A 15491-nucleotide genomic window follows, 5' to 3' on the forward strand; every position below is an offset into this window, starting at 1 on the left:
CCCATGTCCTCTAATCAACTTTGTGAATTTATTGCTAGTTGTCGGGATAATCAACAGGGAATGCCATTTAAAGGGCCTTTACCTTATTAAGTATTTTGCGGTTTTTTTAAATTTTTTGAGAAAAGAGACTCAAGTTATTTACCTCAATACCGATAAGTTAATATAGGCCTCGAATAAACAGGATTTTGAACCGTATGAATAACTGCCAACATTTTATAATTGCTTCACTTGTTGCTGTCGGTTCAACAAGTGCTTCAGCTAGTATGAAAAACTATGCGGCTAATTACGAATTTTCTCAATGGGAAAATAGTCGTTCTACGCCCGTGCAATGCAGTTTGAAGCATGATATTCCTCGTTACGGTCAAGCCATCTTTACCAGTCGCGCATCTAAGCTCATCAATCTTGATTTTGAATTAGATATGCAACGTTTACCTGCTCAAGCTGAAATGGCTTCATTACGTTCGGTACCACCAAATTGGAAACCGGGCAGTGCAGCGAAAGATCTTGCTGATGTAAAACTATATCGCCAATTTTCCGGTTATGTCAGTGAACAACCAGCTTGGCGTATGCTTGACTCGTTAGATTCTGGCGATTACCCAACCTTTTATTTTCGAGACTGGTATCGCGGCGGTGAGTTTATCAGTGTCGGTCTGTCTTCTGTTAATTTTCAAAATAAATACCAAGAATTCCTTGAATGTGTAAGTAATTTATTACCGTACAGCTTGGATGATATTGCGTATTCTGTTCTTGATTTTAATGCGGCCAGTGATGAGTTAACACAGCAGAGCCAGCAGCGGTTGGCGATGATTAGTGAATTCTTACAATACAGCCCTGATATTAATGTAGTCGTTGTTGATAGCTACACGGCTAGTTATGGTGATGAGCTACAAAATTTAGAAACCTCTTCATTACGTGCTGAAAATATTAAACAGTACTTCTTAGAAAGTGGCCTTAAAAATCTAGAAATAAAAACCAATGGCTATGGTGAGAAGAGTCAAATAGCGTCAAATGGTAACATTATTGACCGACAAAAAAATCAACGCGTTGTGATATCATTAGGCCAACCGATTCTTTAATATCACTCAGTTGTAATAGGACGTGTTATGCAATTCTTACATACTATGGTTCGTGTCAAAAATTTAGAAGCCTCTTTAGATTTCTACTGCAATAAACTTGGTTTAATTGAAGTTAAACGCAATGATTATGAAGCTGCACGCTTTTCACTTATCTTTTTAGCCGCTCCCGGCGATGCTGAACAGGCGCAGCAAACATCTCGTCCTACTGTAGAACTTACCTATAACTGGGATGAAGAAGAGTATGAAGGCGGCCGTAACTTTGGTCACTTAGCTTACGAAGTTGAAGATATTTATGCGACCTGTGCCAATTTACAGGCTGCTGGCGTTATTATTAACCGTCCGCCACGTGATGGTTATATGGCATTTATCCGTTCACCGGATGGCATTTCTATCGAGTTATTACAAAAAGGCGACAAACTAGCACCCCAAGAACCTTGGGCTTCAATGCTAAATGTTGGCGAATGGTAATACGGTAATATAGCAATGATGAGCGTGAGTGATAAAATATAGTGATGATTAATGTCTCACGCTCAGTTAATAGATTTTATTGGCTTCCATTAATTAAATATCAAATATACTCTAAAGTTATAATAAATAAATTTTTATGGTCATAAACATATAAAAACATGCTTATATAACTTATTGATATATTTATGTTATTCGTTATGAATAATAAGAATAACCAAATCTAAATTAATTATCACCATGTGACTTTCAATCAATCCACTCTCGCACTTTAATTCCGTATTTATTGTACCCCCTAATAATATACTTAAATAACAATATGCTATATAGATCACGGTTTTTCAAATGATGTTATGACAGCTCTAAATGACGACATTTAATTTGTTTTTTTATAGTGCTAACATTTTATAAATCATCATTTAGCTGAAATTTTGAACTATTTTAAATTGCCCTGTCAGAATTATTAACCTACAATCGCCGCCTCTTTATATACGATGGGTTTTATTATTAATGTCTACACAACTAGCTAATCCAGCACCACTGGGCCTAATGGGCTTCGGTATGACTACCGTGTTATTAAATATCCATAATGCGGGATTTTTCCCAATGGATTCAATGATACTTGCTATGGGTATTTTTTACGGTGGTATTAGCCAAATTATTGCGGGTATTTTATGCTACAAACGTAATGATACGTTTGGTACGACAGCCTTCATTTCTTATGGTTTTTTCTGGTTAACATTAGTAGGCCTAATTTTGATGCCTAAAATGGGTGTAGCAGCGAGTCCTGCTGGCTTTATGGGTTGGTACCTGCTGTTATGGGGTCTATTTACTGCGGGCTTATTTATTGGTTCATTACGTTACCCACGAGCAAAGCAGATCGTATTCGCTTCATTAACTGCATTGTTCTTCTTGCTTGCTGCTCGCGACTTTAGTGGTAGTGCGGTAATTGGTGTGATCGCTGGTTATGTTGGTATTTTCTGTGGTTTAAGCGCAATGTACTTTAGTATGGCGCAAATCCTGAATGGCGAATATGGCCGTGAAGTATTACCTGTTGGTAAACCAGTTTTTAAATAATCGCTAAGCCCGTTTTTATATGACGGGCAATTAGAGTAGGTTAAACACTGAATACTATAAAGGCGCGTTCAATGACTTGAGCGCGCCTTTTTGATAGTTAATAAAGTACATTTTTAATTAATGCTAATTACTTTTGAAAGAAAGGTGAAAACGCCTCCGTATACACTTCCTTAAAATCGTCACCAGACTTATAAATCATGTACACAGCTAATTTTTTCTGCCTTGCTAATATCATCGCCTGTTCTTCTCCCATAGCCATAAATGCAGTGGCAAAACCATCTGCTGTCATAGCTGAAGGGTGAATAACCGTGACTGAAACTAAGTTATGTTGTGCTGGCTGTCCCGTGATAGGGTCTATAGTATGAGAAAAACGTTCATCATTAAGATCATAATAATTACGATAGCTACCTGATGTCACGATGGCATTATCACCCACTGCAACAACATGCTGTACCGAATGTTCTGTTGTCGAGGCTTTTTCAATGGCAATTTGCCAACCTAAATTATTTGCATTTATGCCTCTTGCTCGTAAATCGCCACCAAGGCCAACAATATAATTTTCAATGCCTAACGACGTTAAATATTCAGCGATCACATCAGCACCATAACCCTTTGCTATACCAGATAAGTCGACATAAAGACTATCTATATCCTTACTTAAGGTATGCTTAGTGTTACTGATATGTTGAATACCAACACGTGATAGTGCAGCTTTAATCATCTTTGTAGTTGGCTTTTGTTGTGGTAAATTTTCTGGACCAAAGCCCCATAAGTTAACCAGAGGACCAAGGGTAACGTCGAATGCACCTGATGTTATCTCATGTATTCGGATAGACTCTGCAACCACCTTAGCGGTATCTTCTGATACAGGAAAATCTTTAACCGCAGGACTTAAATTAAAGCGTGATAATTCGGAGTGTGAACGATAAGTCGACATCTGCTCATTAACTTGCTCTAAGAGTCGATCTATTTCAGCATGAATAGAAGACTGTTCACTCGTCGTCAATGGAAAATGTGCTACTTTTATGTCATAAAATGTGCCCATGGTTTGACCTTTAAAAGTGCTATTAGTTAGCTGAGGTTCTGAACAGCCAAGTATGGTGGCACTAATGGCAATAGCCGCTAACCACTGAAGCCCTAATTTAAGATGCACAATGCGTAAATACTGGATCCTGGTATGTATAGCGTTAAAATTTAACATTTATATTCCTTAATTTTACTATTTAAATACAGAGGATTAAGACTAAATACCAAGTAATGTCGTGGTGATATAGAAATAAATCAGTAATCCAGTAATATCAACAAAGGTAGTGATAGCGGGACTTGCTACAACGGCTGGGTCTAATCGACAGGATTTAGCAATTAAAGGTAAAGTGGCGCCAATAACTGTCGCTGTTAGTACTTGCAGAAACAAGGCCAATGCAATAGCTGTACCTAATAATGTTAACGTTATATTACCCGGTAAAACCGCGCTACCTGATAGAAACTCGACCTTTATGAATGAAGCGGCTGCCAATGCTAAACCTATTAGACTGGCGATTTTTAATTCTTTCCAGACAACCGTTAGCCAGTTTTTAACTTTTAACTCCCCCAATGCTAAGGAACGCACAATCACGGTAGCTGATTGACTTCCAGCGTTACCGCCGGTGTCTGCAATCATTGGCATGTACAAAGCAAGTATTGTTAATGCCGCTATCGCATCATCATAACTCTGAATGATCATGCCTGAAAAAATACCGACAGCAGCCAAGCCTAAAACCCAAATTATTCGTTTACGTACATGATCAATTACCGACATATCAAGATAACTTGGTTCGTCTAGGCTACTTTGAATACCCATCTGTAAATTAACGTCTTCCGTCAGCTCAACTTGCATCACTTGCGAGGCTTGCTGCCATTGAAATAAGCCAACAGGATGGCCGCGTATATCGACAATAGGTAGGTATTCTGTCTTGCCCATTTGCAGTTCGCTGACGGCATACTCTTGATCTTCGCCAACATGACAAGGTTCAACTTGTAATGCAATATCTGCTAATAACAGATCCTCATCATGCTTAAGCAGCATGTGTAATTCTAATAAAGCATAATATCGACCATACTGGTCAACAATCATTGCCGCTTTAGCATTGAGGTCTTTGTTCATAGATTTAACGTGGTTTACTGCCTCTGCAACTGACATATTATGATTTAGCAGCAGAGGGGAAGCTGGTGACATAACAGAAAAGACGGGGCTGCTGGCCGTTCCTAATAACTCGATATCGGCAAGTAGCCAAGCGGGTAATAGTTTTTTTAAATCAATATTCTCTAATGATAATTTTTTTATTTGATAATATTGATTTAAGGTTTTATTACTAAACCAATGACGCAGCTCCTCGATTGAATTGTTTGTTAAAAACGAAATTAATTTATTTTTCGTTTCATCATTCCATAATTCAAAAGGATTATTAATTTCATTGTTTAATGTTAATGTGTTTTTATTGTTTATAAGCGCTGTATTATTGGACATGATTAGTCCTCCAATATAATAGGATTAAATATTTTTTATAATGTTAATAACAGCGATGACGGGGATATTATTTATCGTGATTTTATTTGTATTTTAATTAAAGTATAAAAAGAATTAAAGTATTAAATATAAATTCACATACCACTACACATCGCATTTCTGGAACGGTAGTAGACTAGGAGGAATGTCAATTTCCATGTGTTTTCCTATTTATCAATGATTTACTTTATTTTTGGTACAGGGTAATGAGTAATAATCGTTGGTTATTACAATGCAGCCAATGTGTAAACACAGTTGATGATTAAATATAATATTTATTAATACTTACGATAACGATAACGATAACGATAACGATAAAATAATCGAAACTAAGTATTATTTATGATGAGTTTAATACGTCTAATAATGATGAACATTTCAGATTATGGACGTTTTATATAATGAGAGAGGTATAAATAGAGGGAGGGTGTTTTATTATTTAGTATCCAACATCTATTTATAGGCTCTCCTACAACAATCGCTTTCCATATTATTTCCTTTGCTTGGTTAATTCGAGCGGATTGTAAGTTTAATGATACTTTAAGTCAATATTGCAACAGTATACTTTACATTAAATATCATTGGCTTTTATATACATTAATCTAGCTTTAATATTGTGTGAATATTGAACTCACCAGCAATTGCTGTTGTGTATAAAATATCGTAGCTTTTGAAATAAAAAATCCAGCGAATTGCTGGATTGAGGTCGGGGGGATTTTAAATATTGGAGACTAAGCACGTTGAGTGTCAGCTTATTCAATAGGCCTAAACTGAAGTGCAAGTTATAGCATTACTCTTCAGGATATATCTTATCTTTAAATTCACACAAATCTTCAATCATACAAGAGCCACAACGCGGCTTACGGGCGATACAAGTATAGCGACCGTGTAGAATCAACCAGTGGTGTACATCAACTTTAAACTCAGCGGGTATTACTTTAAGTAGTTTTTCTTCTACTTGGTCAACATTCTTACCCATCGCCAGTTTGGTACGGTTCGATACCCGAAAAATATGCGTATCAACAGCAATCGTAGGCCAACCAAATGCAGTATTTAATACCACATTCGCGGTTTTTCTACCTACACCTGGTAGCTCAACTAAGTCTTCAAGACTTTCAGGTACAACACTATTGTGTTTCTCTATTAATATCTGGCAGGCTTTAATGACATTACTGGCCTTGGAATTGTATAAGCCAATAGTTTTGATATAGGTTTTTAATCCTTCAACACCCAGATCAAAAATAGCTTGCGGTGTATTAGCTACAGGGAACAGCTTGACCGTGGCTTTATTTACACTGACATCGGTAGCTTGAGCAGACAGGGTCACGGCCACAAGTAGTTCAAATGCTGAAGAGAAGTTTAACTCAGTTTCAGGATGGGGATTGTTATCACGCAGACGCTCTAAAATAATGCGGCGTTTATCCTTGTTCATATCTTGATCCTATATATGCTAGCAATCACAACAATCTGTAATCAGTTATTTAATGCAATTTATATTATAAAGCCACGCTGAATATCGTAACTCAGCATGGCTCGACTTTTTATAATCAAACACTTTATAATTAAGTATTTGTAATTAACAACTTATAATTAAGTCGTTACGACAAATTTGTTGTAGATTCAGTCTCGGCTGCAGGCTCAACCACAATAACAGGCTGCGCTTTACGACGTTTATCGAGTTGCGCATCAATAGCATGTTTTATGGCCATTAAAAAGCCCATACCGATAAATGCACCGGGTGCTAATATTGCTAATAAGAAGCTGGTATCCGCATGGAAGACTTCAATACGTAATACGCTTGCCCAGTCACCTAATAGTAAATCCATGCCGTCAAACAGCGTGCCTTGACCTAACACTTCACGAATAGCGCCTAATACAATTAATACACTAGCAAAGCCCAGGCCCATAAAGAAGCCATCAGCCGCAGAGGGTAATACCTTGTTACGAGATGCGAATGCTTCAGCGCGACCAATGATAATACAATTGGTTACGATCAGTGGAATGAAAATACCCAGTGATTGATACAGCTCATAAACGTAAGCATTCATTAATAACTGCACTGTGGTGACGAATGAGGCAATGATCATCACAAAAATAGGAATACGGATCTCTTTTGGCACGTACTCACGAATCAATGAAATGGTGGTGTTCGATGCAACAAGCACTAACAAGGTAGCAAAGCCTAAGCCCATCGCATTCGTCACGGTAGCTGTTACAGCAAGTAGAGGACATAACCCTAAAACTTGTACTAAACCGGGATTATTTTTCCATAATCCTTGGTAAATAATATCGCGATATTGGCTCATGATTTACTCCAACAAGAAGGCGCACTTTGTAGATCTGAAAATTGTGCAGACTGATAAAAAGTCAGGATATCTTTTACTGAATTTACCACTGCGCGTGGGGTGATTGTTGCCCCGGTAAAGGAATCAAAGTCACCGCCGTCTTTAGTCACCGCCCAAGTGTGGGTATTTTCAGGCGTGAGCGTTTGGTCAACAAAGTCGTCTAACCAGTTTGATTTGCGGTGTTCAACTTTGTCACCTAACCCAGGTGTTTCATTATGGCCTAGAATACGCACACCCGTTACTTTACCTGTGGTATCAATACCAACAACAAGTTTAATATTACCGTTGTAACCTGCTGGTGCGATACCTTCTACAGCGTAACCAACAGTGTCATTATTTTTGGTTGCAGTGAAAATACGTTGTGGTTCAGAGGTGCCGAGTAACGCCTCATTAGTCATTAATTTACAGCTTTGGAAAATATTGTTGTCGTGACCGTCTTCTGGTAATAACTGATTAATAATTTTCAGTAATTGGATTTGTTCTTGTTCTGCAATACGATCTTTCGTTACCGCATGAGTGATCGCAACTACAGAAGTACAAGCTAGGGCAAATAGGGCTAGTATGGCACCATTTTTTTTCATTGATACGAACATGGTGATCTCCTATTTATGACCGTAAACACGGGGTTGAGTGTAATAATCAATTAACGGTACGCACATATTCGCGAGTAATACGGCAAACGCCATTGCGTCAGGATAACCACCCCAAGTACGAATCATATAGACTAACATACCAATCAGTGCGCCAAATATGAGACGACCTTTTGGTGTTGTTGATGCCGATACGGGGTCGGTAGCAATAAAGAATGCCCCTAACATGGTTGCACCAGAGAACAGATGGAAGATTGGTGAGCCGACAGAATCGGGTTCCCATAAGTAACCAATGAAGCTTATGGCAAATAAACCACCTAACAAGCCAACGGGGATATACCAGAGGATCGCGCGTTTACTGAGTAAGTAGACACCGCCAGCAAGGAAGGCTAAATTAATCCATTCCCAACCTAATCCAGATAACCAACTGAACTGTTCTTTAGTTTGAATTTCAGCAACTGTATGGCCCATCGCAAGACCATTTTTCAGGGTATCCAGTGGGGTGGCCATCGTGATGCCATCAATATTTTGCATCAGCTGATGGGCGCTATGACCGTCTAATGTCAGTCCGGTGAAAATAACATTAAAGATATCCCATAATGATAATTCATAACCGGTTATTTCACTCACTGGTGGCCAAGTTGTCATTTGCAGTGGGAATGAAACAAGTAACATCACGTAAGCGACCATGGCCGGATTAAAGATGTTTTGACCTAATCCACCATAAAGTTGTTTTGCAATGGCAATGGCAAATACCGCGCCCATGACACTTATCCACCAAGGGGCTAAACCAGGTATTGAAATACCGATTAACAAACCCGTTAATAGTGCACTGTTATCTTGTACACGATTGAGTATCGGTTGTTTACGTAATTTAAGAAATACGGCTTCAGTTATAATTGCAGCCATACAAGCTAAGGCTATATGGATCAGGTTGCCGGCACCAAAAAAATACCATTGTGCGGCAATGCCTGGGATTGTAGCCAAAATAACGGTACGCATCAGGTTACTGGTGCTGCTACCACTGTGATTATGGGGAGAGCTTGCTAATCTAAAGGCCATGTTATTTATCACCAAGTTGGGCTAGTTTTTTTGCTTTCGCTTTTGCTATCGCCTTGGCAATAGCTGCTTTTTTGTTATCAACAGACTCGGTTACTTGAACGTCATCGGTTGAATTGTTTGTTGTACTTGCTTCGTCTACTTGTACAGCGGCTTTTTTGGCTTTAGCGCGGGTAACTGCAGCTGCGATCGCTGTTTTTTTAGCATCGATAGCTGGAGCGGGTGACTCCGTTGTTGATTCCGTCGTTTCAATGGCTTCAATTACTACAGGCGTTGCTTGCGCAGCCGATTTCTTGGCTTTAGCACGAGCAATTGCAGCAGCCACGGCTGCCTTTTTAGCATCGACAGCTGGAGCGGGTGACTCCGTTGTCGGGTCAGCTGTTTCAACGGCTTCAGTTACTACAGGCGTTGCTTGTGCGGCCGCTTTCTTAGCTTTAGCACGAGCAATTGCAGCCGCAACAGCGGCTTTTTTAGCATCGATAACTGGAGCGGGTGTATCAGTTACTGATTCATCAGTTGCTACAGGCGTTGCTTGCGCAGCCGCTTTCTTAGCTTTAGCACGAGCAATTGCAGCAGCAACAGCGGCTTTTTTAGCATCGATAGCTGGATCGGGTGTATCAGTTACTGATTCATCGGTTGCTACAGGCGTTGCTTGTGCAGCCGCTTTCTTAGCTTTAGCACGAGCAATTGCAGCAGCAACAGCGGCTTTTTTAGCATCGATAGCTGGAGCGGGTGTATCAGTTACTGATTCATCGGTTGCTACAGGCGTTGCTTGTGCAGCCGCTTTCTTAGCTTTGGCACGAGCAATTGCAGCAGCAACAGCGGCTTTCTTACCATCAACAGATGGCGCAGAAGTATCTGCAGTAGATCCACCTGCGGCCGCTTTCTTAGCTTTAGCACGAGCAATTGCAGCAGCAACAGCGGCTTTCTTACCATCAACAGATGGCGCAGAAGTATCTGCAGCAGCTTTCTTGGCTTTAGCACGGGCGATAGCATCGGCAACAGCGGCTTTTTTAGCTTCAATTGCTGGGCTCGTTGTTATTGCAGCTGGCTCAGCACCTTCGGCTTCTCGTTTCGCTTTCGCGGCGGCTTTTCTGGCTTTACGCTCAGCAATAACGGCTGAATTGTCTGGCAGGTCAGAGTTTGAATTAGTTGTTGCTGGTTGTGCTGCACCAGCCGTCGCTTTCTTGGCTTTAGCGCGAGCAATAGCATCAGCAACAGCTGAACCTTTACTGGTTTGACCCTCGCTTGGTGCTTGTTCTGCCGCTTTGGCTTTTTGAATTCGTTCCATGGCCGCTTTAACAGGATCTTCACCCGTTAACGCTTTCGCTGTCGCGCGGCGTTTTTCTGCTGCGTCTTTTTGGCGCTGTTCGCGTTGCGCTTTCTCTAATGCTAAGCGTTCATTACGTTTTTCAAAACGCTCTTTTGCGATCGCAGCAGCAGCAAGTTCAGCATCGCTTTCCCGTAGTTCCACTTTGGCAATACGGTATTGATGCACCAGCGGTATTTGGCTTGGGCAAACATAACTACATGCACCACATTCAATACAGTCCATGAGATTGTAATCAGCTAACTTTTTCACGTCTTTAGCTTGGCTATACCAATGTAATTGCTGTGGTAATAAATCCACAGGGCAGGCTTCTGCACATTCACCACAACGAATACAAGCATCCGCTTCTCTGACTTGCGGAATTTCATCTTTAATCGGTGTTAAAATGCAATTACCAGTTTTAGTTAATGAAAACTGCGCATGGGGCAGGGTAAAGCCCATCATAGGGCCACCATAAATAATGGCAGCAGCTTGGTTTTCATTACAATTAAACTCGTTAAGCAGTTCTTTGACCTGTGTACCAATCAAAGCTTGGACATTACGCGGTTGTGGAAATGCTTTACCGGTTAACGTCACGATTCGGCTTAATAGCGGCTGGCGATCAATAATCGCTTGTTTAACCGCATAAACAGTACCGACATTTTGCATCACGATGCCAGATTGTGCCGGGATCTGACCTTTACTGATCTCTTTACCCGTTAACATTTTAATGAGCTGTTTTTCACCGCCATTAGGGTATTTTGTCGGTACTTTATGCACCACGATGTCATCGTTTAGCTTAAGCTTGTTGATCGCGGCTTCTAAGGCTTGTGCTGCATCGGGTTTATTATCTTCAATACCAATAACACAAAGCGCAGGTTTGATCATGTGACGTAATATTTCAATACCTTGAATAATATCGTCAGCACGTTCACGCATTAATATATCATCAGACGTGATGTAAGGTTCACACTCTGCAGCATTGATTAATAAGAATTCAATCGGTTGTCTATCACTTAATTTAACTGCGGTTGGGAAACCTGCACCGCCCATCCCCGCAACGCCTGCTTGGCTAATTTGCTGCTGTAATTCTGACGTTGATAGCTGTTTATAATCTAACGGTAGCTGTGCTGGTATTGCATCATCTAATTGATCGCAAACAAGCTTAATCGCTATTTCAGGTACCGCAGATGGCTGAGTACTTGGATATTGGGCAATGTGTTCGATTACACCTGATGTAGGTGCATGAACAGGTACTGCCATAAATGAATCGGAAGCCGTTAATGGCTGGCCTTTTAATACTCGATCGCCGACAGCAACAATGATTTGACCACCTTGGCCAATATGTTGCTTAACAGGGATGATAAGGTGTTTAGGAATACTTGCGGTAGTAATCGCTAAACTTGTAGACTGGGTTTTGTTTTCTTGCGGATGTACACCACCAAGATAGCGCCACAGTTTACCATTTTTGATTTGTTCGATTAATGACATTATGTGACCTACTTAATATTGACGACTGGGATAGAATCTAACTGCCATTTCCAAGCAGTTTGTACTGGTTCCATCACGATACAATCGGTCGGACATGGTGCGACACATAATTTACAACCGGTACAAGCATCAACAATAACAGTGTGCATTGCACGTGTTGCCCCTGCAATGGCGTCAACCGGACAGGCTTGAATACATTTAGTACAACCAATGCAGTCTTCTTCAATGATCCGTGCGACGAGCTTAATGCTGGCATCATGTTCTTGTTCTGCGACGGGTTTAACTTCAACACCCATAATATCAGCAAGTTTTTCAACTGTAGCAGCGCCACCTGGCACACATAAATTTACTTCTGCACCATTAGCCACGGCTTCGGCATAGGGTTTACAACCCGGATAGCCACATTGGCCACATTGTGTTTGTGGTAGCTCTGCATCAATCTGTTCAACGACAGGGTTACCTTCAATTTTGAAACGAATAGCGGCCCAGCCGAGCCCGAGCCCAAACAAAGCGGCGAGAATAACAAGGGTAATAATAGCAATAAGAATAGTAGTCATAATTATCAATAGTTAAAGTTTAACCAAGCCCGTAAAGCCCATGAACGCAAGTGACATAAGCCCTGCGGTGATCATAGCGATTGAAGTACCCTTAAAAGGGGCCGGGACGTTTGCTGCTGCAATTCGTTCACGCATTGCAGCAAATAATATCAGTACTAATGAGAAACCAACTGCAGCGCCAAATCCATATACGGCACTTTCGACAAAGTTATGTTTTTCATTAATATTGAGTAGTGCCACACCAAGAACCGCACAGTTAGTTGTGATAAGTGGTAAGAAAATACCTAATAAACGATAAAGGGTAGGGCTGGTTTTATGCACCACCATTTCGGTAAATTGTACAACAACGGCAATTACCAGAATGAAACTAAGCGTGCGTAAATATTCTAAGCCAAGTGGCGTTAAAATATAGGTTTCAACTAGGTATGAAGACATTGCCGCAATGGTCAATACAAACGTTGTTGCAAACGACATGCCTATGGCACTTTCTAATTTACTCGACACACCCATAAACGGGCATAAACCAAGGAATTTGACTAGTACAAAGTTGTTTACAAGCACAGTGCTGACTAGCAGTAAGAGATATTCGGTCATGATGAAGCAATACAGTTACTATGGGAGGCCATATTATCGGGTATCTGGATCATTGTTACAATAGGAAAGAACTAAATTGATAACGTAAAAAGACTAAAAATCAATTAGTCTCCTTACGTTATCTGGGGTTTTTGGTGTTTTAACTGGCTATTTTGCTTAAAGGAGCGGGTCTTGCGATGAGATAACCTTGGAGCCCGTCGACATACATAGATTCCAGTAATTGTTTTTGTGCTAACTCTTCGACGCCTTCGGCAATGACTTGGCAACTCATGCGGTGGGCTACATCAACGATCATCCGCAAAAATTGTTGACTGGCATTATCATTGGTAATTGATTGGATCAAGCTGCTGTCTATTTTGATATAGTTGGGTTTGAGTTCTTTAAATAATTTAAATGAGCTGATACCGTGACCAAATTTACTAATTGCTGAGCGACTACCCACACGGCGTAACATATCAAGAGCGCGTTTACTGGAGACTATATTTCGTTCTAATACCACTTCATCTATTTCGAACACCAGATTCGTGGCAATATTAGGCTCTCGTAATAACAAGCGTTCTAACCAGACAATAAATGCGCTACTTTGCACGGACTGAGACGTTAAGTTAACCCCCCAATGACTGTTACCATCCATTTGTGTGCGACTATTACTGATAATGTTTTCAATAATGATTTGATCCAACTTTATGGTGTAATCCAAGCGTTGAGCCATGGCAAACAAGGTGTGAGTTGGTAGCACCGCATTATTACTACCAATAAAGCGGGTATATATTTCTTGGTAATTTTTCATATTACGATGAATGGGTTGTACTGGTTGGCTAAGTAACATCAGGCAGCGTTTGCTGATTATCTCCTCGATGACCTCTTTCCAATAAGATTGACCTTGATTATCCTGTTGGCTGTCTTGTTGTTGGAAAGCCCAATAGTTTGGTCCTTCCAGTTGCGCTTTCGCTAATGCGGTATCTGCACGGGCAAGTACTTGCTCGGGCTGATGGCCTGAATGAATAGTGGTAATGCCAATATAAGCGACATTGTCTAGTTCATGCAGAGTTTGATATTCATCTAAGTTCGCTTTTATCTCTCGTGCCAGTTTATGGGCGACAGCAGCGGTCATATTCGGAATGATAATGGCAAAATCTGGGCCTGATACGCGATACAACTGGCTATCTGGGTAGCGCTTTGTACATTGTCTTAGCATATTGGAGATATCTTTTAGATAGTTATCTCCGAGTTGAAAGCCGCTGTGTTTATTGATATGCCCCAGGGCTGTGGCTCGAACTAATGCGAGGATTGCAGATTGAGATGGCTTTTTATCGGATAAGATCTCCACTAGTTCACCACGAAAATAAAATCGATTGTATAAGCCCGTCAAATTATCCATGTTGATTTTTTTTGATAGTGCTTCAATTTTATCGTGCTGACCTTGTAATTCTTTATGATGTTCAGCTTTATGTTGAGCAAGAAGGCGAGTGACAGTAGGGAATGATTGGCGCTTTGCTTTTGTGGCATGACCTATTTCGTGCAGCATGTTTTTTTCTAGGCCTACTACTAATCGCTTAACAGATACAAGGCATAATAAATAAGCGATAAATAGTGAAATGCTAAAAATGCTTAATAACTGAATAACCGCGTTATCTTTTTCACTAAATTTCAGCTTAAATTTATAACTGAATAAGTCAGTCGCGCCGGAGAAATTTTTAGCTAACTGCGGGAATACCAGCTGGATCAGAATAGGGTAGTTGATATTTGCTTGCCAACTTGAAGACACTGATTCTGTTTGAATGAATAATTGGCTTAGCGCGAGGCGCTCGGTTAGTAGCTTAGTATTGTTATCATTGATCGAATCAAGCGTTATTTTTTGACTTAATGCATCATTAACAGCACTACCTTGAACCGCCAATGATGAGTTTACTGAATGGTAGCTAAAACCTGCTGCACTGATCAACATACATAAAAAAACAAATGTGAGAAGGAGGTTGCAGCGAAAATAATCCGTCATTTTCATTATTCCTATAATTTATACATCCCTGTTACTTTAGGTTAACCTTTTTGAAACAATAAAAGTATGGGTTATTTGATTTCGATAAGGAATATGCGATAGAGGACGATATTTTATGATGAGCTTTAGATAGATACTTTTAGAATAATGTTTGGATAAATAAGTTAAGAGGGGAAATAATAGAATGTAGATATGAATTATAAAGAAGTGGCTCCCCTTGCTAGACTCGAACTAGCGACATATGGATTAACAGTCCACCGTTCTACCAACTGAACTAAAGGGGAATTATTCGTTTGCTTCTACTGAAGCTGATGTGTTGTGATTATTTATACAACATATCATTGCTGGTGTTCTCTATTTTCTTGTTCTTTATGCAAAAGATAA

General features: G+C 40.2%; 13 protein-coding genes and 1 tRNA gene. 3 read left to right on the top strand and 11 right to left on the bottom strand.

Features of this window, described 5'->3' with window-relative positions; genetic code table 11:
- Positions 1-194: 194 nt before the first annotated feature.
- The 3 genes from CXF93_RS05940 (at position 195) to CXF93_RS05950 (ending at position 2618) form a co-directional block, all read left to right on the top strand.
- Positions 195-1076 carry an OmpA family protein gene (locus CXF93_RS05940; protein ID WP_101061490.1) on the top strand — a complete coding sequence of 294 codons (882 nt, stop codon included), beginning with the start codon at positions 195-197 and terminating at the stop codon, positions 1074-1076.
- A gap of 27 nt (positions 1077-1103) precedes the next feature.
- Positions 1104-1544 carry a lactoylglutathione lyase gene (gloA, locus tag CXF93_RS05945; RefSeq protein ID WP_101061491.1) on the top strand — a complete coding sequence of 147 codons (441 nt, stop codon included), beginning with the start codon at positions 1104-1106 and terminating at the stop codon, positions 1542-1544.
- A 507-nt stretch (positions 1545-2051) separates the two neighbouring features.
- Positions 2052-2618 carry a GPR1/FUN34/YaaH family transporter gene (locus CXF93_RS05950; RefSeq protein WP_101061492.1) on the top strand — a complete coding sequence of 189 codons (567 nt, stop codon included), beginning with the start codon at positions 2052-2054 and terminating at the stop codon, positions 2616-2618.
- A gap of 127 nt (positions 2619-2745) precedes the next feature.
- Here the strand turns inward: CXF93_RS05950 and CXF93_RS05955 are convergent, their stop codons facing one another.
- The 11 genes from CXF93_RS05955 to CXF93_RS06005 all read right to left on the bottom strand — a co-directional run bounded on the left by CXF93_RS05955 (position 2746) and on the right by CXF93_RS06005 (position 15391).
- Entirely contained in the window at positions 2746-3819 is a 1074-nt protein-coding gene (locus CXF93_RS05955; RefSeq protein WP_101061493.1) for an FAD:protein FMN transferase, read from the bottom strand.
- Positions 3820-3861: 42 nt separating this feature from the next.
- The gene (locus CXF93_RS05960) at positions 3862-5124 is read right to left on the bottom strand and encodes a magnesium transporter (protein WP_101061494.1); all 1263 of its coding nucleotides are present in this window, start codon (positions 5122-5124) and stop codon (positions 3862-3864) included.
- 829 nt (positions 5125-5953) lie between these two features.
- Positions 5954-6595 (bottom strand): endonuclease III, encoded by a 642-nt coding sequence (gene nth, locus CXF93_RS05965; protein ID WP_101061495.1) that lies wholly within the window; start codon positions 6593-6595, stop codon positions 5954-5956.
- A gap of 166 nt (positions 6596-6761) precedes the next feature.
- Complete coding sequence (locus CXF93_RS05970; protein WP_101061496.1) at positions 6762-7469, bottom strand: electron transport complex subunit E; 708 nt, start codon at positions 7467-7469, stop codon at positions 6762-6764.
- Positions 7466-8101, bottom strand: coding sequence for an electron transport complex subunit RsxG (rsxG, locus tag CXF93_RS05975; protein WP_101061497.1), 636 nt, complete (start codon positions 8099-8101; stop codon positions 7466-7468). Before rsxG ends, CXF93_RS05970 begins: the two co-directional genes overlap by 4 nt.
- A 9-nt stretch (positions 8102-8110) precedes the next feature.
- Positions 8111-9160, bottom strand: a complete 1050-nt coding sequence (gene rsxD / locus CXF93_RS05980) for an electron transport complex subunit RsxD (protein ID WP_101061498.1) — start codon at positions 9158-9160, stop codon at positions 8111-8113.
- Position 9161: 1 nt separating this feature from the next.
- Positions 9162-11957 (bottom strand): electron transport complex subunit RsxC, encoded by a 2796-nt coding sequence (gene rsxC, locus CXF93_RS05985; RefSeq protein WP_232784120.1) that lies wholly within the window; start codon positions 11955-11957, stop codon positions 9162-9164.
- Between the two features lie 8 nt (positions 11958-11965).
- The gene (gene rsxB, locus CXF93_RS05990; RefSeq protein WP_101061500.1) at positions 11966-12514 is read right to left on the bottom strand and encodes an electron transport complex subunit RsxB; all 549 of its coding nucleotides are present in this window, start codon (positions 12512-12514) and stop codon (positions 11966-11968) included.
- A 12-nt stretch (positions 12515-12526) separates the two neighbouring features.
- The gene (gene rsxA, locus CXF93_RS05995; protein ID WP_019443296.1) at positions 12527-13108 is read right to left on the bottom strand and encodes an electron transport complex subunit RsxA; all 582 of its coding nucleotides are present in this window, start codon (positions 13106-13108) and stop codon (positions 12527-12529) included.
- Positions 13109-13247: 139 nt separating this feature from the next.
- The gene (locus tag CXF93_RS06000; RefSeq protein WP_101061501.1) at positions 13248-15107 is read right to left on the bottom strand and encodes an EAL domain-containing protein; all 1860 of its coding nucleotides are present in this window, start codon (positions 15105-15107) and stop codon (positions 13248-13250) included.
- Positions 15108-15315: 208 nt separating this feature from the next.
- Positions 15316-15391: transfer RNA gene (locus CXF93_RS06005), tRNA-Asn, on the bottom strand.
- Between the last annotated feature and the right edge of the window lie 100 nt (positions 15392-15491).

The sequence above is a fragment of the Moritella sp. Urea-trap-13 genome (genome assembly GCF_002836355.1).
Lineage (GTDB): Bacteria > Pseudomonadota > Gammaproteobacteria > Enterobacterales > Moritellaceae > Moritella.